Source organism: Ensifer adhaerens (assembly GCF_000697965.2).
GTDB classification, from domain to species: domain Bacteria; phylum Pseudomonadota; class Alphaproteobacteria; order Rhizobiales; family Rhizobiaceae; genus Ensifer; species Ensifer adhaerens.
In genome coordinates this window covers 3,550,745-3,565,832 of record NZ_CP015880.1, presented here as the reverse complement: position 1 = coordinate 3,565,832, position 15,088 = coordinate 3,550,745, and the positions used below count along the sequence as shown (strand labels likewise).

The following is a 15,088-nucleotide window of genomic DNA, read 5'->3' as shown; positions in this document are numbered from 1 at the left end:
AGCCGCGCTTTGTCTACGCTGTGGCCTCAGAGCCGTGATGTCAGCAGCTTGAAGCCGGCAAAGGCGAAGAAACCGGCCATCAGGCTTTCGATCAGCCGCCTGGACTTCAGATAGGCGCGGTGTACCGGCGTGAGCGAGAAGACGATCGCAAAGCCGCAGAAGGTCATCAGACCCAAGACCATGCAGCCGCCGATAAAAGTGGCGGTAACGCCGACCGGCGCGCCCGCGGGCATGCCGAGTGACACCAGCATGATCCAGGAGAAGATCGCCTTGGGGTTCGTCAGGTGGATGCCGAGCCCCTTGAGATAGAGCCGCTTCAGCGAGGTCTGCACCTTTGCCGTCGGCACGATCGCGCTCTTGTCGCTGCGCATGGCAGCGCGTAGCGCGTTATAGGCGAGCCAGAAGAGATAGCAGGCGCCGGCGATCTTCAAGACGATGATCGCGTGGCCATAGGCGCGGATCAGCGCCGAGAGACCGGAGGCCGTCAGCATTGCCCAGGTGTAACTTCCCGTCAGAACGCCAAGGGCAAGCGCCAGGCCCGCCTTTCGTCCCTGGCTGACCGAGGTGGTGATGATCGCCAGGATCGCCGGCCCCGGCGATGCGGTCGCGATCAGATAGGCGGTCCAGGCAATGAGAAGCTGCGGCAGATAGGGCGTCAGGTCGAACATGTAAGACAAGCTCCGGCTCGGTCGCCGGAGGCTAGATCAGTCCATCGCTTGTTTGAAACGGCGAAAATGTCACCGAGACAACTTAGAGGATCTCGTCTAGCGCCTCGATCAGGCGCGCGCATTCGGCATCGGTGCCGATGGTGATGCGCAGGAAATCGGAGATGCGCGGCTTGGCGAAATGGCGCACCAGCACGGCGCGCTCGCGGAGCGCCTTCATCAGCGTTTCTCCTCTATGGCCGGGATGCCGTGCGAAAACGAAGTTTGCCGACGAAGGCAGCACCTCGAAGCCGCGCGCTGTCAGTTCGGCCGTGAGCCGGTCGCGCGACGCGATGATCTTGGCGCGAGTGTCCTCGAACCAGGCTTCATCCTCGATCGCGGCGATGGCGCCGGCCTGGGCCGGACGGCCGAGCGGATAGGAGTTGAAGCTGTCCTTCACCCGCTCCAGCGCCTCGATCAGCGGGCGCTGGCCAATGGCGAAGCCGACGCGCAAGCCCGCAAGTGCGCGCGACTTGGAGAAGGTCTGGACGACCAAGAGGTTCTCGTATTTCGAAACCAGTTCTGCGGCCGACTGGCCGCCGAAATCGACATAGGCCTCGTCGATGACGACGGGCTGGTCCGGATGGCTTGCGACCAGCCGCTCGATGTCGGCGAGCGGCAAAGCGATGCCGGTCGGGGCATTCGGGTTCGGCAGGATGATCGCGCCGCAGGGCCGGTCGTAGTCGGCGAGATCGATCTCGAAGCGATCGCTGAGCGGGATCTCGACCGTGTCGATCTCGAAGAGCCGCGCATAGGTCGAATAGAAGCTGTAGGAGATATCCGGATAGAGCAGCGGCGCGTCGTGCTTCAGCAAGCCGGCGAAGATGTGCGCCAGCACCTCGTCCGAGCCGTTGCCGACGAAGACTTCTTCGGCGGTCACGCCATAGCGTACGGCGATGGCCTGGCGCAGCTTCAGCGCCAGCGGGTCCGGATAAAGGCGAAGATCGCTGCTCGCTGCCGCGGCGATCGCGTCGAGCACCTTCTCAGACGGACCGTAGGGGCATTCGTTGGTGTTGAGCTTCACCAGGTTGGCGATGCGCGGCTGTTCGCCAGGCACGTAGGGCTTCAGCTTGGAGACGATCGGCGACCAGTATTTGCTCATGGATCTAGCTCCTGCGATTGGCGATGAAACGGGCGGCTTCGACGAGAATGGCCGAGCGCACTCCATAGGGCGCAAGCAGCGCTTCTGCTTCGGCGACCAGTTGCTCCAGCCGGTCTTCCGCCCAGGTCTGGCCGTTGAGCGCGACCAGCGTGCCCTTGCCACGGGCGGCGTCCTTGCCGGTTGCCTTGCCCATGGTCTCAGCATCCGCGGTAAGGTCGAGCAGGTCGTCGGCAAGCTGGAAGGCAAGGCCGATCTTTTCGCCGAAGGCGCGAAGCCGCGCGCGGTCCTCCTTCGCGGCGCCGGCGACGATGGCGCCAGCCTCGCAGGCAAAGCGGATCAGGGCACCTGTCTTCATCGCCTGCAGCGTGACGATCCCGGCCTCGTCCGGTGGCGACTTTTCCGCGGCCAGGTCGAGCGCTTGTCCGCCGGCCATGCCGCCGTGGCCGGCGGCGCGTCCGAGCGCCAGGATCAGTTCCACCTTCTGCGCATCCGAAAGCGCTGTCTCGGGTGCTGCGATGATATCGAAGGCAAAGGTCAGCAGGCTGTCGCCGGCAAGAATCGCCGTCGCCTCATCGAAGGCCCTGTGCACGGTCGGCTGGCCGCGGCGCATGTCGTCGTCGTCCATCGCCGGCAGGTCGTCATGGACCAGCGAATAGCAATGCACGCATTCGAGTGCCGCGCCGACGCGCAAGGCCGCATCGCGATTGCCGCCGAGCAGATCGGCGCATTCGATCACCAGGAAGGGGCGCAGACGCTTGCCCCCGTTCAGCACGCCGTGGCGCATGGCCGCGAGCAGGTTTGCCGGCCGGGCGATTTCGTCGGCTTCCGTCGTCTGGCCGAGCAGACGTTCCAGCAGACCCTCGACGGTGCGGGCATTGGTGGCGAGGCGACGGGTAAAAGGCGATGTGTCCTGGCTCATGCGCGCTCTTTGACATGGGCGAAGAGGGCTTTCAACGGGGATTCGTGTCGCAGCCGCGCGCTTTCCCTGGGACAGCCTTCTCCGCGCCTTGCCTTTTGCCAGAAAGCCCGTTCAACTCTGCCTGCGCATGCACTAAGAGAAGCGGATGGACAGCGAGGTGAACAGTCAGGCCGCGAACGTCGTTCCGGAAGCGCGCGAGGAGGGCGAATTGCCTTCCAGTCGCTGGTCTTCGCTTCGCCGGACGTTGCGCACGCGTCGCCGCCAGATCGTCCTGGCTGTCCTGGGCTTTCTCGTCCTTCCCTACGCGCTGATCGTTCTCTACCTGGTGGAGTTCATCCATCCCGTCTCGACGCTCATGCTGCGCGATCTCGTGCTGCTGCGCGGCTACGATCGGCAATGGGTCGAGTTCGATGATATCGCCCCGGTTCTCGTGCAGTCGGTGATGATGTCGGAGGACGGGCAGTTTTGCGCCCATGACGGCGTCGACTGGGGCCAGATGCGGGGCGTGGTCGAGGATGCGCTCGAAGGGGAATCCACCCGCGGCGCGAGCACCATTCCGATGCAGACGGTCAAGAACCTCTATCTCTGGAACGGTCGTTCCTTCCTGCGCAAGGGCATGGAACTGCCGCTGGCGGTCGTCGCCGACTTCGTGTGGAGCAAGCGGCGGATGATGGAGATCTATCTGAATATCGCCGAATGGGGCGACGGGATCTATGGTATCGAGGCGGCCGCCCGCCATCATTTCGGGGTTTCAGCGTCGAAGCTCTCGCGCCGGCAGGCGGCGCTGCTTGCGGTGTCGCTGCCCAATCCGAAGGAGCGCAACGCCGGAAAACCAGGCCGCGGTCTCAAGCGTCTGGCGAACCTGATCGAGCGCCGCGCCAGCCGCTCCGGCGGTTACATCACCTGCCTTTATAATTAGGATCAGACCTTTTCATTGGATGGGCTCGTCGGGCGATGTCATGCTCGCGTTGTAGAGTTCTGCCATCTGGGCCTCTCTCCCTTCGAAAGGCCCGATTGCTCCATGACCCTGATTTCCCCCTCGCTTCTCGCCCTTGGCCGCAGCGCCAACGATGCCCCGCCGAGACATCTCGGCACGCGCTACAACACCCAAGGCCTCTTCCTGCTGGAACCGGGCAACACGGTCGTGTCTCACGTTGCCGCCGGATCGCCGTCCGAGGCCGCCGTGCTTGCGGTGCGCGACCGGTTGATGGCGATGCCCGAGGCGCGGCAGTTCGCCTTTACCCAACCGTCCAGCCTGCACATGACGATCTTCCAGGGCATCATCGAACACCGCCGGAAGCTCCCTTACTGGCCGGCTGGCATGCCGCTCGATACGCCGATCGAGGTGATGACGGCGTACTACCGCGAACGGCTTGCGCATTTTGCGCCGCTGGAGCAGTTCCGCGCCCGCGTGACCGGGATCACGCCGACGGGCCTTGCACTCGAAGGCGACGGTGCCGCCGACCGCGCCTGTCTCAAGGCCTGGCGCGACGCTTTCGCGGAAGCCTTCGGCTATCGACATCCGGATCATGACGACTACCAATTCCACATCACCTATGCCTACCCCGTCGACTGGCTCGACGATGCGGCGCTGCCGCGCTGGCAGGCGATGCTGGACGAGCAGCTCGCTTTTCTGCGCGAGCAGGCGCCGGTGATCGCGCTCGATCCGCCGGCCTTCTGCTCGTTCGAGGACATGAACCATTTCGAGGAACTGATCGTTTTCTCGGAGAGACCAGCAATCAAGGAACAGAAATGACCGGACTTACACTCTATGTCGGCAACAAGAACTATTCGTCCTGGTCGATGCGGCCATGGATCGCGATGACGGCAGTCGGCATCGATTTCTCGGACGTGGTCATTCCGTTCGATTTCGCCGCCGGCAATCCGGAGATCCGGGCGATCTCGCCGACCGGAAAGGTGCCGCTGCTGCGCCACGGGGACCTGCTTATCTGGGAATCGCTGGCGATCATCGAATATGTCGCCGAACTCTTTCCCGACGCCGGGCTGTGGCCGGCCGACCCTCAGGCGCGCGCCCGGGCGCGCAGCTATTCGATGGAGATGCTGTCCGGTTTTCGCGCTCTGCGTGGTGCCTGCCCGATGAACATCCGTCGGCCAAAGCAGGCGCTGGACGTTGGCGCGGACGTCCGCGCGGACGTGGCACGTATCGAGCAGATCTGGACGGAGGCGCTTGCGCGTTCCGGTGGCCCGTTCCTCTTCGGGTCCTTCAGCGCGGCCGATGCGATGTACGCGCCTGTGGTTAACCGCTTCGACGTCTACGATCTCGTTGCGGATCGAGAAACGCTCGGCTACATGAACCGCGTGAAGGCACATCCGGCGTTCCTGAAATGGGAGGAGGCCGCCCGCGCAGAGCCGTGGGTCGTCGCCGAAGACGAGGTCTGAAAAGGTCGAGTCGAAAAATTGCCCGTGGGGACTGGTCAAACGGCAGTTGTCCATGTATAAGCGCGCCAAATTTCCGTGATTAACATCTGTTTTACACGGCCATTTCGGCTGCTGAACAGTGTTTGCCCGATAAGTGGAGAATGAAATGGCTGTACCTAAAAGAAAAACGAGCCCGTCCAAGCGTGGCATGCGCCGTTCGGCTGACGCTCTGAAGACCCCGACCTACGTCGAAGACAAGAACTCCGGCGAACTGCGTCGCCCGCACCACATCGACCTGAAGACCGGCATGTACCGTGGCCGTCAGGTTCTGACCCCGAAGGAAAGCGCATAAGCGTTTCCGTTCGCGGATTAGGTTCAAAGGGCTGGCTCTGCCGGCCCTTTTGTTTTGCATCTGACATGATCTTGCTTGGACGCCGTGGTATCGCTGGCGCCTTGCGTGACGACGCCGCATAAACATGGTCCACCATAAACGCGGTCAAGGAGTTCTGATGCTTGCTGCCATACCGCTGCTGATCCTGCCTTTTGCAATCTACAATCTCGCGATGATCGGAATGTTCGGCGGCCTCGCCGGCCTGAACGCCGACATGGTGTCGCTCTCCATGCTATCAGGCGCGACCTGGACGATGCGCTTCGGCGACCTTCTGATCGTCGGCGCCCTGCTGCTGCTCTTCGTCGAATTGCTGAAAGCGACGCGCACGAGCAGCCGCGCACTGATGGATCATCTGCTCTCGATGATCCTGTTCATCGTCTTTTTGATCGAATTTCTGCTGCTCGCACCGGCGGCAACGCAGCTCTTCTTCATCCTGATGACCATCAGCTTCATCGATGTTATCGCCGGCTTTGCCGTGTCGATGCGCTCGGCCGGCCGGGACGTGTCGATCGGCCTCTAGGTCCAGACGGTTCGGGGCGACGCCGCCCCGATTTCCGCGATCTCTGTTCAGGTGAGGTGAAGGCAGGAACCGTTTTCCTGCCTGGTGGTCCTGCTTAGCCGAGATTGTCGAGCTTGGTCTGGAGCGCGCGAAGCTGCTCCTTCAGCTCGTCGATATCCTTGGCTTCGGCCTTCTTCGTTTCCTTCACGGGCGGCGCGGTGATGAAGGGTGAAAACATCTGCATGGCCTGATGGAACATCTCGGTGTTGCGACGCACCTGCTCTTCGACAAGTTGCAGCGGAACCTGCAGGTTTTTGCCGAGCGGCGTGTCGCCGAAGGCCTTGTTGATCTGCTCGCGCATCTGCGACTGCTGCTCGGTGAAAGCCTGCATCGAGTGTTCGAGATAGCTCGGCACCACCATCTGCATCTGGTCGCCGTAGAACGAGATCAGCTGGCGCAGGAAGGAGATCGGCAGCAGCGTGTTGCCGGTCTTGGACTCCTGCTCGAAGATGATCTGCGTCAGCACGGAATGGGTGATGTCCTCGCCGGATTTTGCATCCTGAACGATGAAGTCCTCACCCTTCTTCACCATCACAGCCAGGTCGTCGAGCGTGACATAGGTGCTGGTCCCGGTGTTGTAGAGCCGCCGGTTCGCATATTTTTTGATAACGATCTGGCCTTCGTGCTTCGCCATCAGGGTCTCCTCTCCCCCATCATCCCGTCTTTATTGCGTTTTTCAGAGTATCCGCAAAAGCGCGCCGCTGACAATGTCTTTGTGCGTTGCGGCGACGCAAGTGCAAAATCTTGCGGTTGCGTTTTAGGTGACGCTTTTGTGGCACTGCATCAAGGCGTTTGACTTGCGTCGCGCGCTTTGCCAGTCTGCCTGCATTAGGCAAGAAGATCTGAGGAAACGTCCCATGAGCAATCCCTCCATCGTGATCGCCAGCGCCGGCCGCACCGCGGTCGGTTCCTTCAACGGTGCCTTTGGCAATACGCCGGCGCACGAACTTGGCGCTGCCGTCATCAAGGGCGTGCTCGAGCGGGCAGGCGTCGAGGCTGCCGAGGTCGACGAGGTGATCCTCGGCCAGGTGCTGCAGGCCGGCGAAGGCCAGAACCCGGCGCGCCAGGCGGCGATGAAGGCGGGCGTTCCTCAGGAAAAGACCGCCTGGGGCATGAACCAGCTCTGCGGCTCGGGCCTGCGCGCCGTCGCGCTCGGCATGCAGCAGATTGCAACCGGTGATGCTGAGATCATCGTCGCCGGCGGCATGGAGTCCATGTCGATGGCGCCGCATTGCTCGCATCTTCGCGGCGGCGTGAAGATGGGCGACTTCAAGATGATCGACACGATGATCAAGGACGGCCTGACCGACGCCTTCTACGGTTATCACATGGGCATCACCGCCGAGAACGTCGCTCGCCAGTGGCAACTCAGCCGCGAGGAGCAGGATGCGTTCGCACTCGCCTCGCAAAACAAGGCCGAAGCGGCCCAGAAGGCCGGGCGCTTTGCCGACGAGATCATTCCCTTCATCGTCAAGGGTCGCAAGGGCGACGTCACCGTCGACCAGGACGAATATATCCGCCATGGCGCAACGCTCGACCAGATGACGAAGCTGCGCCCCGCCTTCGACAAGGAAGGCACGGTCACCGCCGGCAACGCTTCCGGCCTCAATGACGGCGCCGCAGCCACCCTGCTGATGACCGAGGCACAGGCCTCCAAGCGCGGCATCCAGCCGCTCGCCCGTATCGTTTCCTGGGCAACCGCCGGCGTCGATCCGCAGGTCATGGGCACCGGCCCGATCCCGGCGTCGCGCAAGGCGTTGGCAAGGGCCGGCTGGGCGATCGGCGATGTCGAACTGGTGGAAGCCAACGAAGCCTTCGCTGCCCAGGCCTGCGCGGTCAACAAAGACCTCGGCTGGGATCCGTCGATCGTCAACGTCAATGGCGGCGCGATCGCCATCGGTCACCCGATCGGCGCTTCCGGCGCCCGCGTGCTCAACACGCTGCTTTTCGAAATGAAGCGCCGCGGCGTTTCCAAGGGGCTTGCAACCCTCTGCATCGGCGGCGGCATGGGCGTCGCCATGTGCGTCGAGCGGTTCTGATCGGTCTGGCGGCATGAACAGCGCCAGGTGGGTTCCATTTTCCCTGCTTCTGGCCGGTTCGCCGATCGTTTCTGCACATGCCAATCCCGCGCCTCTTAACGAGGCGCGGCTGGTAGAGTGCATGCTGGAACATACGACTTCCGACGAGGAGAGCGTTTTCAAGGACGTGATGGTCGCGGCCTTGAACGATGACGGCGGCGCATTGAAGGTGTCGCTGGAGCAGCTCTCCGCGGTGATGATGGGTCTCGCGCTGGAGAAGTGCGAGGTGGCTCTGTCCGCGCTGGCTACGCCGCAGTTTCAAGCGGCCGCCGGGCTCTACGGGCAACAGGTCGGCGAAAAGCTGATGCAGAAGGCATTCGAAAAACTGAACTGATCAAGTGGGAGGCGCATATGAGCAGGGTAGCATTGGTCACGGGTGGGTCGCGCGGCATTGGTGCGGCAATTTCCATCGCACTCAAGAATGCCGGCTACAAGGTGGCTGCCAACTATGCCGGCAATGACGAGAAGGCTCAGGCCTTCAAGCAGGAAACCGGCATCCCGGTCTACAAATGGGACGTTTCCAACTATCAGGCCTGTGCCGAGGGCATCGCCAAGGTCGAGGCCGATCTCGGTCCGGTCGATGTGCTCGTCAACAATGCCGGCATCACCCGAGATGCCATGTTTCACAAGATGACGCCGGAGCAATGGGGTGAGGTGATCGGCACCAACCTCACCGGTCTCTTCAACATGACGCATCCGCTCTGGTCGGCCATGCGCGACCGTGGCTTCGGTCGCGTCATCAACATCTCGTCGATCAACGGCCAGAAGGGCCAGATGGGTCAGGCCAACTATTCGGCGGCCAAGGCCGGCGATCTCGGCTTCACCAAGGCGCTCGCCCAGGAAGGGGCTGCCAAGGGCATTACCGTGAACGCGATCTGCCCCGGCTATATCGGCACGGAGATGGTGCGGGCGGTGCCGGAGAAGGTGCTCAACGAGCGCATCATCCCGCAGATCCCGGTCGGCCGCCTCGGCGAACCGGAAGAAATCGCCCGCTGCGTGGTGTTCCTCGCCTCCGACGATGCCGGCTTCATCACCGGCTCGACGATTTCGGCGAACGGCGGACAGTTTTTCGTCTGAGCATCAGACAAGCCGAACATTACCGGACGGCGCCTTTCGAGGCGCCGTTTCCATGCGGCGGCAGCGCTGAAAATCCTGCTCGAAATCCTGAAGTTGCGCTGGCAGTTCCGTTGCCGGAGTGGGGCGTAGACACTATATCTTGTGGAGAACAAAGGTGGAATGACGCGCGGTCTGCGAGTCGCTGCCGAATGTTCCCGCACTGGTCGCGACTCTAAACTGCGATTCTCATTCTCTCACTTGGGTGAATCCCTGACGAATTTCGTGAAAAATTTTCCAGGCTTTCCAGAGTCTTGGATTCGGAATCCTTGGACCTGTCAGGCAATGGCAGAGCCGGGATTGTTGCGCGCCAAAGGGCCTGATGCGCGGAATCAGCTCCAGATTCAGCATGTGGTGCAACGTTCGGCGTTGAAATCTATATGTAGTCGTGAACATACAGTGAATCACAATGAGTCGTCGATTCGTCGCCGATTCGTTCCACGGCTGTTCCAATTGTCGATTGCGCCGACCACAACAGGTGGTGCAATGGGCTAAGAGATGCCAAGCGATAGGTTTTAGTTGTCGGCGCCCCTTGCGTTTGGCTCGGTGCGTGGGCATGTGTTTGCCGCCAGCGTGAAAAGACGCTGCCGTAATTTCTGAATGCCCGGGATCGATGACGTGTCCGTTCACCCCATGATCCTGAGCGGCCGCGGTGTCACCGCGGTGCTCGGGCCTACCAATACCGGCAAGACGCACTACGCGATCGAGCGCATGATTGCGCACGACAGCGGCGTCATCGGCCTGCCGCTGCGGCTTCTCGCGCGCGAGGTCTATACGCGCCTGGTCGAAAGGGTCGGCCACCACAATGTCGCGCTGATCACCGGCGAGGAAAAGATCACCCCGCATCGCGCGCGCTATTCGGTCTGCACCGTCGAGGCCATGCCGCGCGAGACGACGGCGTCCTTCGTCGCGATCGATGAAGTGCAGCTTGCCGGAGATCTCGAGCGCGGCCATATCTTCACCGACCGGATCCTGCACCTGCGGGGTCGCGGCGAGACGCTGCTGCTCGGTGCCGGAACGATGCGGCCGATCCTCGAGCAGTTGCTGCCCGGCATCACCGTCGTCGAGCGGCCGCGCATGTCGCAATTGCTCTATGCGGGTTCGAAGAAGATCACCCGCCTGCCGCACCGCACGGCAATCGTCGCCTTCTCTGCCGACGAGGTCTATGCGATCGCCGAGCTGATCCGCCGCCAGCGCGGCGGTGCCGCCGTCGTGCTCGGCGCGCTGTCGCCGCGCACGCGCAATGCGCAGGTGGCGCTCTACCAGGAAGGTGACGTCGAATATCTGGTCGCGACCGACGCGATCGGCATGGGCCTCAATCTCGACGTCGACCATGTCGCCTTCGCGCAGGACCGCAAGTTCGACGGCTATCAGTTCCGCAATCTCAACCCGGCCGAACTCGCGCAGATCGCCGGCCGCGCCGGCCGGCACTTGCGTGACGGTACGTTCGGTGTGACCGGCCGCGTCGATCCCTTCGACAACGAGCTGGTCCACCGTATCGAGGCGCATGAGTTCGATCCGGTGAAGGTACTACAGTGGCGCTCGAAGGCGTTCGACTACGCTTCGATTGCCGCTCTGAAGAAGAGTCTTGAGGCCGCGCCGACGGTTCCCGGCCTTGCCCGGGCGCTACCTGCGGTAGACCAGCAGGCGTTCGAGCATTTGGCCCGCTACCCTGAGGTCGTCGACATCACGACCAATGCCGAGCGGGTGGAAAAACTGTGGGAAGCCTGCGCGCTGCCGGACTATCGGCGCATTACACCGGCTCAACATGCCGACTTGATCTCGACGATCTACGCGGATCTTGTCCGCCGCGGTACCGTAAACGAAGATTTCATGGCCGAGCAGGTCAGGCGGGCCGATCATACGGACGGTGAGATCGACACACTTTCGGCGCGAATCGCGCAGATCAGGACATGGACTTATGTGTCGAACCGGCCAGGATGGCTGGCCGATCCGACACACTGGCAAGAAAAGACGCGGGAAATTGAAGATCGATTATCCGACGCACTACATGAACGGTTGACGAAACGCTTTGTTGATCGCAGGACATCTGTGCTCATGAAGCGCCTGAGAGAGAATGCTATGCTGGAAGCTGAAATCAGTGTGAATGGTGATGTCTTCGTTGAAGGTCATCACGTAGGACAACTAACCGGTTTCCGGTTTACGCTGGCGACCGGCGGCGATGGCCCGGATGCCAAGGCTGTGCAGGGTGCTGCCCAGAAGGCGCTGGCGCTCGAGTTTGAGGCACGCGCCGCGCGGCTGCATGCTTCCGGCAACAACGACCTGGCGCTTTCGTCGGATGGTCTTGTGCGCTGGCTCGGCGATCCCGTCGCCCGTCTGACGGCAAGCGACCACGTCATGCGCCCGCGCGTCATCCTGCTGGCCGACGATCAGCTGCAGGCGAACGCCCGCGAGCACGTTCTGGCGCGCATCGAGCGTTTCGTGAACCATCACATCGGAACGGTCTTGAAGCCGCTCGACGATATTTCGCGCGCTGAAGATCTCGAAGGTCTCGCCAAGGGCCTCGCCTTCCAGCTCGTCGAAAACCTCGGCGTACTGTTCCGCCGCGATGTCGCAGACGACGTCAAGTCGCTCGACCAGGACGGTCGCGCTTCGATCCGCAAGTACGGCGTTCGCTTCGGCGCCTACCACATCTTCCTGCCGGCGCTCCTGAAGCCGGCGCCGGCCGAACTTATCACGCTCCTCTGGGCGTTGAAGAACGACGGCCTCGACAAGCCCGGCTATGGCGACCTCATCCCGATGCTCGCCGCCGGCCGTACGTCTGTCGTTACCGATCCGTCTTTCGAGCGGACCTTCTACAAGCTCGCCGGTTTCCGCTTCCTCGGAAAGCGCGCGGTGCGCATCGATATCCTCGAGCGCCTCGCTGACCTTATTCGACCGCTCCTTCAGTGGAAGCCGGGCACGCAGCCGCGTCCGGAAGGCGCCTATGACGGTCGCCGCTTTACAGCGACCACCTCCATGCTCTCGATCCTCGGTGCAACGCCCGACGACATGGAAGAGATCCTGAAGGGCCTCGGCTACCGCGCAGACAGCGTCAAGGCCGAGGAGGCCCAGGCCTTCCTCATGGGTCAGGATGGTGGTGCTGCGGCTGCTGCCGCCGCTTCCGAACCGGTCGCTGCGGTTGATGACGCCGATGCCGGCGACAGTGCGGCAGAAGCCGAGACTGCAGTCGTCGAGGCACCTGCTGCCGAGGCCGAAAAGGCCGAAGCTGACGTTGCCGTCGCTGCCGACGGGGCCCAGCCTGCTGAGGCTCAGGTGACCGAGACCCAAGTGACGGAGACCGGCGAGCCGGTCGAAGCCAAGCCCGTTCTGCTCTGGCGTCCTGGCACCCGTCAGGACAACCAGCGCCAGGGCGGTGGCCGCCACGAGGGCGACCAGCGTCGCGGCGGTCAGCGCCACGGGCGTGGCCAGGGCCAGGGCCAGGGCGAAGGACGTGAAGGCGGGCGCAAGGGTGGTCAGCAGGCGCGTGGCAAGCGCCATGACGGTGGCAAGCCGGAAGGCGGCCCGCGTCAGGATCGCGGCGAGCGTCATGATCGTCACGACCGCGGCGGCAAGCCGGGTCAGGGCAAATTCGAGGCGCGTCCGCCGCGTCGCGAAAAGCCGGTGGATCCGGATTCGCCCTTCGCCAAGCTTGCTGCTCTCAAGGAGCAGATGAAGAAGTAAGGTAGACCATGGAAAAACAGCCTGCGTCCAACCCGGCATCGCGCCAGCGTCTCGACAAGTGGCTGTTTTTCACGCGGCTGATCAAATCCCGATCGCTTGCGCAAAAGGCGATCGAGGGTGGCCGTGTCGCCGTCAACGACGAGCGCGTGACGCAGTCGTCGTTTCAATTGAAGACGGGTGATATGCTCGAACTTGCGCTCGACCGGCGCAGTCTGATCGTTCGGGTCGTGGGCCCGGGTGAGCGGCGAGGTCCCTATGAGGAAGCGCGTCTGCTTTACGACGATCTGACGCCAGAGCAGCCGAAGGAGAAGTTGTCGGCCTACGAGCTTGCCACGCGCGAGCGCGGAGCGGGCCGGCCGACGAAGAAGGAGCGGCGGGAAACCGATCGGCTAAAGCCCGATTTCGATCCGCGCGAGGACTGATGGGCGCCGCCAACCCTGCCCGCCGCTGGCTGTAAAACACGACGCGCTTTTGCGCGACAGCCTTTAGAAAACTCTGCCTTTGCCGTGGCGTTTCGCGCATTGAATATTCTTGCAAAGGGTCCATAAAGCCTTTACCTGACAGACCCACGTTGGGTGCATCGGGTTTGCTTCGGCAGCTATGCGCGCCGGACATTCCTAGCATGCGCGGACGACGAGCATCACCATTGATTGCCGTCTGCCATCAAACGTGAGCATTGGCTGGAGTACCTCATGACGTATGTCGTGACCGACAATTGCATTCGCTGCAAGTATACGGACTGTGTCGAAGTCTGCCCCGTGGACTGCTTCTACGAGGGTGAGAATTTCCTCGTCATTCATCCCGACGAGTGCATCGATTGTGGCGTTTGCGAGCCGGAATGTCCTGCCGAGGCGATCAAGCCGGATACCGAGCCGGGTCTTGATATGTGGCTGAAACTGAACGCGGATTTCGCTTCGAAGTGGCCGAACATCACCGTCAAGCGCGATCCGATGCCGGAAGCGAAGGAGATGGACGGCGTCGAAGGCAAGTACGAGAAGTTCTTCTCGACCGAGCCGGGCCAGGGCGACTGAGACGAAGCGGTCGCCGCCGTTCGTCGAGGCTGACGAAGCAAAGCTGCCGCCGGGGCGCAAAGCTGGGGAAAACACGAGCCGCGCTCGCAGTTGCGAGAATGGTGGCTTGATGGCTGCCATGCAGCAAATTATTGATTTCGGCACTTTTTTGTGATAGGTTCCTTCTACTGATCCACAGAGGGTGTTTTTGCGCGCCCGAAAACCATCACGAAAGCAAACGATCTCCAAAACGCGGTTTCTCCCTAGTACGCAACATGGCGTTGCTCTGTTGTGACCGCATTTTATGAGGCTGTTTGCATTCCTTGGACGGACCAGGATGTACCCACCCGGCGGTATCCCCGTCTATCCCGGGCCTCACTGACCCGGCCCCGGCCAGAATGGCCGGCGCGAAACAGGGAGTTTTTGAAACGAATGACGACCCAGCAGAAAAAATCTTCGACACGCCAGGGCTTCAAGACCGGTGAATCGATCGTCTATCCGGCCCACGGCGTTGGCCAGATCGTGGCGATCGAAGAGCAGGAAGTCGCCGGCATGAAGCTTGAGCTTTTTGTCATCGATTTCGAGAAGGACAAGATGCGCCTGAAAGTGCCAGTGGCCAAGGCCGTCAGCATCGGCATGCGCAAGCTCTCCGAAACCGATTTCGTCGACCGCGCGTTGAAGGTTGTGCAGGGCAAGGCTCGCGTGAAGCGCACCATGTGGTCGCGCCGCGCCCAGGAATACGATGCCAAGATCAATTCCGGCGACCTGATTTCCATCGCGGAAGTCGTGCGCGATCTCTACCGCGCCGAAAACCAGCCGGAACAGTCCTATTCCGAACGCCAGCTCTACGAAGCTGCCCTCGACCGCATGGCGCGCGAAATCGCTGCCGTCAACAAGATGTCGGAAACCGAAGCTGTTCGCCTCGTCGAGGCCAACCTCAGCAAGGGTCCGAAGCGCGGCAAGGCGATCGACGAAGACGACGCTCAGGACGAAGCTGCATAAGCTGTCTGACTGCACTGAGACTACCAAAAAGCCCGGCCATCGCGCCGGGCTTTTTCTTTGATCGCATGGAACTTTTGCCGTCCGGGCGCATTTATAAAGGCCGGCAGAAGCGCGCCGCTTTCGCGCCGGGCGATCTTGCTTCTGTGA

At 62.1% G+C, this 15,088-nt stretch carries 16 protein-coding genes; 12 read left to right on the top strand and 4 right to left on the bottom strand.

What is annotated here, in order from left to right; all coding sequences use genetic code 11:
* Nucleotides 1–26: 26 nt before the first annotated feature.
* The 3 genes from FA04_RS17375 to FA04_RS17365 all read right to left on the bottom strand — a co-directional run bounded on the left by FA04_RS17375 (nucleotide 27) and on the right by FA04_RS17365 (nucleotide 2,725).
* Nucleotides 27–668, bottom strand: a complete 642-nt coding sequence (locus FA04_RS17375; protein ID WP_034802945.1) for a LysE family translocator — start codon at nucleotides 666–668, stop codon at nucleotides 27–29.
* Nucleotides 669–750: 82 nt separating this feature from the next.
* A complete protein-coding gene (hisC, locus tag FA04_RS17370; RefSeq protein ID WP_034802942.1) occupies nucleotides 751–1,806 on the bottom strand; it encodes a histidinol-phosphate transaminase in 1,056 nt (351 codons plus the stop codon).
* Nucleotides 1,807–1,810: 4 nt separating this feature from the next.
* Nucleotides 1,811–2,725: a polyprenyl synthetase family protein gene (locus tag FA04_RS17365; protein WP_034802940.1), complete on the bottom strand. Its 915-nt coding sequence runs from the start codon at nucleotides 2,723–2,725 to the stop codon at nucleotides 1,811–1,813.
* 145 nt (nucleotides 2,726–2,870) lie between these two features.
* Between FA04_RS17365 and mtgA the strand changes: the two genes are divergently transcribed.
* The 5 genes from mtgA to FA04_RS17340 all read left to right on the top strand — a co-directional run bounded on the left by mtgA (nucleotide 2,871) and on the right by FA04_RS17340 (nucleotide 6,015).
* On the top strand, nucleotides 2,871–3,644 hold the full coding sequence (gene mtgA / locus FA04_RS17360) for a monofunctional biosynthetic peptidoglycan transglycosylase (protein ID WP_034802937.1): 774 nt from the start codon (nucleotides 2,871–2,873) through the stop codon (nucleotides 3,642–3,644).
* A 102-nt stretch (nucleotides 3,645–3,746) separates the two neighbouring features.
* Nucleotides 3,747–4,481 carry a DUF1868 domain-containing protein gene (locus FA04_RS17355; RefSeq protein WP_034802934.1) on the top strand — a complete coding sequence of 245 codons (735 nt, stop codon included), beginning with the start codon at nucleotides 3,747–3,749 and terminating at the stop codon, nucleotides 4,479–4,481.
* On the top strand, nucleotides 4,478–5,125 hold the full coding sequence (locus FA04_RS17350; protein WP_034802931.1) for a glutathione S-transferase family protein: 648 nt from the start codon (nucleotides 4,478–4,480) through the stop codon (nucleotides 5,123–5,125). The genes FA04_RS17355 and FA04_RS17350 overlap by 4 nt, the downstream gene beginning before the upstream one ends.
* 145 nt (nucleotides 5,126–5,270) lie before the next feature.
* Nucleotides 5,271–5,456, top strand: a complete 186-nt coding sequence (gene rpmF / locus FA04_RS17345; protein ID WP_034802928.1) for a 50S ribosomal protein L32 — start codon at nucleotides 5,271–5,273, stop codon at nucleotides 5,454–5,456.
* Nucleotides 5,457–5,613: 157 nt separating this feature from the next.
* Nucleotides 5,614–6,015, top strand: a complete 402-nt coding sequence (locus FA04_RS17340) for a membrane protein (RefSeq protein ID WP_034802925.1) — start codon at nucleotides 5,614–5,616, stop codon at nucleotides 6,013–6,015.
* Between the two features lie 94 nt (nucleotides 6,016–6,109).
* Here FA04_RS17340 and phaR read toward each other — a convergent pair whose 3' ends face one another.
* A complete protein-coding gene (phaR, locus tag FA04_RS17335) occupies nucleotides 6,110–6,688 on the bottom strand; it encodes a polyhydroxyalkanoate synthesis repressor PhaR (protein WP_034802922.1) in 579 nt (192 codons plus the stop codon).
* Nucleotides 6,689–6,911: 223 nt separating this feature from the next.
* On the opposite strand from phaR, the gene FA04_RS17330 reads away from it, so the two are divergent.
* The 7 genes from FA04_RS17330 (at nucleotide 6,912) to FA04_RS17300 (ending at nucleotide 14,941) form a co-directional block, all read left to right on the top strand.
* Nucleotides 6,912–8,093, top strand: a complete 1,182-nt coding sequence (locus FA04_RS17330) for an acetyl-CoA C-acetyltransferase (protein ID WP_034802919.1) — start codon at nucleotides 6,912–6,914, stop codon at nucleotides 8,091–8,093.
* A gap of 13 nt (nucleotides 8,094–8,106) precedes the next feature.
* Nucleotides 8,107–8,466: a hypothetical protein gene (locus FA04_RS17325; protein ID WP_034802905.1), complete on the top strand. Its 360-nt coding sequence runs from the start codon at nucleotides 8,107–8,109 to the stop codon at nucleotides 8,464–8,466.
* A 17-nt stretch (nucleotides 8,467–8,483) separates the two neighbouring features.
* Nucleotides 8,484–9,209 carry a beta-ketoacyl-ACP reductase gene (gene phbB, locus FA04_RS17320; protein ID WP_034802902.1) on the top strand — a complete coding sequence of 242 codons (726 nt, stop codon included), beginning with the start codon at nucleotides 8,484–8,486 and terminating at the stop codon, nucleotides 9,207–9,209.
* Between the two features lie 654 nt (nucleotides 9,210–9,863).
* Nucleotides 9,864–12,929 carry a helicase-related protein gene (locus tag FA04_RS17315; protein WP_034803172.1) on the top strand — a complete coding sequence of 1,022 codons (3,066 nt, stop codon included), beginning with the start codon at nucleotides 9,864–9,866 and terminating at the stop codon, nucleotides 12,927–12,929.
* 8 nt (nucleotides 12,930–12,937) lie between these two features.
* A complete protein-coding gene (locus FA04_RS17310) occupies nucleotides 12,938–13,351 on the top strand; it encodes an RNA-binding S4 domain-containing protein (RefSeq protein ID WP_034802899.1) in 414 nt (137 codons plus the stop codon).
* 270 nt (nucleotides 13,352–13,621) lie between these two features.
* Complete coding sequence (gene fdxA / locus FA04_RS17305; RefSeq protein ID WP_034802896.1) at nucleotides 13,622–13,960, top strand: ferredoxin FdxA; 339 nt, start codon at nucleotides 13,622–13,624, stop codon at nucleotides 13,958–13,960.
* Between the two features lie 411 nt (nucleotides 13,961–14,371).
* Nucleotides 14,372–14,941 (top strand): CarD family transcriptional regulator, encoded by a 570-nt coding sequence (locus tag FA04_RS17300; protein ID WP_034802893.1) that lies wholly within the window; start codon nucleotides 14,372–14,374, stop codon nucleotides 14,939–14,941.
* The last annotated feature ends 147 nt before the right edge of the window (nucleotides 14,942–15,088 follow it).

Bases quoted from the DNA above. Each gene is read 5' to 3' on its own strand.
- FA04_RS17375 (WP_034802945.1), bottom strand. From the start codon at position 668: ATGTTCGACCTGACGCCCTATCTGCCGCAGCTTCTCATTGCCTGGACC.
- hisC (WP_034802942.1), bottom strand. From the start codon at position 1,806: ATGAGCAAATACTGGTCGCCGATCGTCTCCAAGCTGAAGCCCTACGTG.
- FA04_RS17365 (WP_034802940.1), bottom strand. From the start codon at position 2,725: ATGAGCCAGGACACATCGCCTTTTACCCGTCGCCTCGCCACCAATGCC.
- mtgA (WP_034802937.1), top strand. From the start codon at position 2,871: ATGGACAGCGAGGTGAACAGTCAGGCCGCGAACGTCGTTCCGGAAGCG.
- FA04_RS17355 (WP_034802934.1), top strand. From the start codon at position 3,747: ATGACCCTGATTTCCCCCTCGCTTCTCGCCCTTGGCCGCAGCGCCAAC.
- FA04_RS17350 (WP_034802931.1), top strand. From the start codon at position 4,478: ATGACCGGACTTACACTCTATGTCGGCAACAAGAACTATTCGTCCTGG.
- rpmF (WP_034802928.1), top strand. From the start codon at position 5,271: ATGGCTGTACCTAAAAGAAAAACGAGCCCGTCCAAGCGTGGCATGCGC.
- FA04_RS17340 (WP_034802925.1), top strand. From the start codon at position 5,614: ATGCTTGCTGCCATACCGCTGCTGATCCTGCCTTTTGCAATCTACAAT.
- phaR (WP_034802922.1), bottom strand. From the start codon at position 6,688: ATGGCGAAGCACGAAGGCCAGATCGTTATCAAAAAATATGCGAACCGG.
- FA04_RS17330 (WP_034802919.1), top strand. From the start codon at position 6,912: ATGAGCAATCCCTCCATCGTGATCGCCAGCGCCGGCCGCACCGCGGTC.
- FA04_RS17325 (WP_034802905.1), top strand. From the start codon at position 8,107: ATGAACAGCGCCAGGTGGGTTCCATTTTCCCTGCTTCTGGCCGGTTCG.
- phbB (WP_034802902.1), top strand. From the start codon at position 8,484: ATGAGCAGGGTAGCATTGGTCACGGGTGGGTCGCGCGGCATTGGTGCG.
- FA04_RS17310 (WP_034802899.1), top strand. From the start codon at position 12,938: ATGGAAAAACAGCCTGCGTCCAACCCGGCATCGCGCCAGCGTCTCGAC.
- fdxA (WP_034802896.1), top strand. From the start codon at position 13,622: ATGACGTATGTCGTGACCGACAATTGCATTCGCTGCAAGTATACGGAC.
- FA04_RS17300 (WP_034802893.1), top strand. From the start codon at position 14,372: ATGACGACCCAGCAGAAAAAATCTTCGACACGCCAGGGCTTCAAGACC.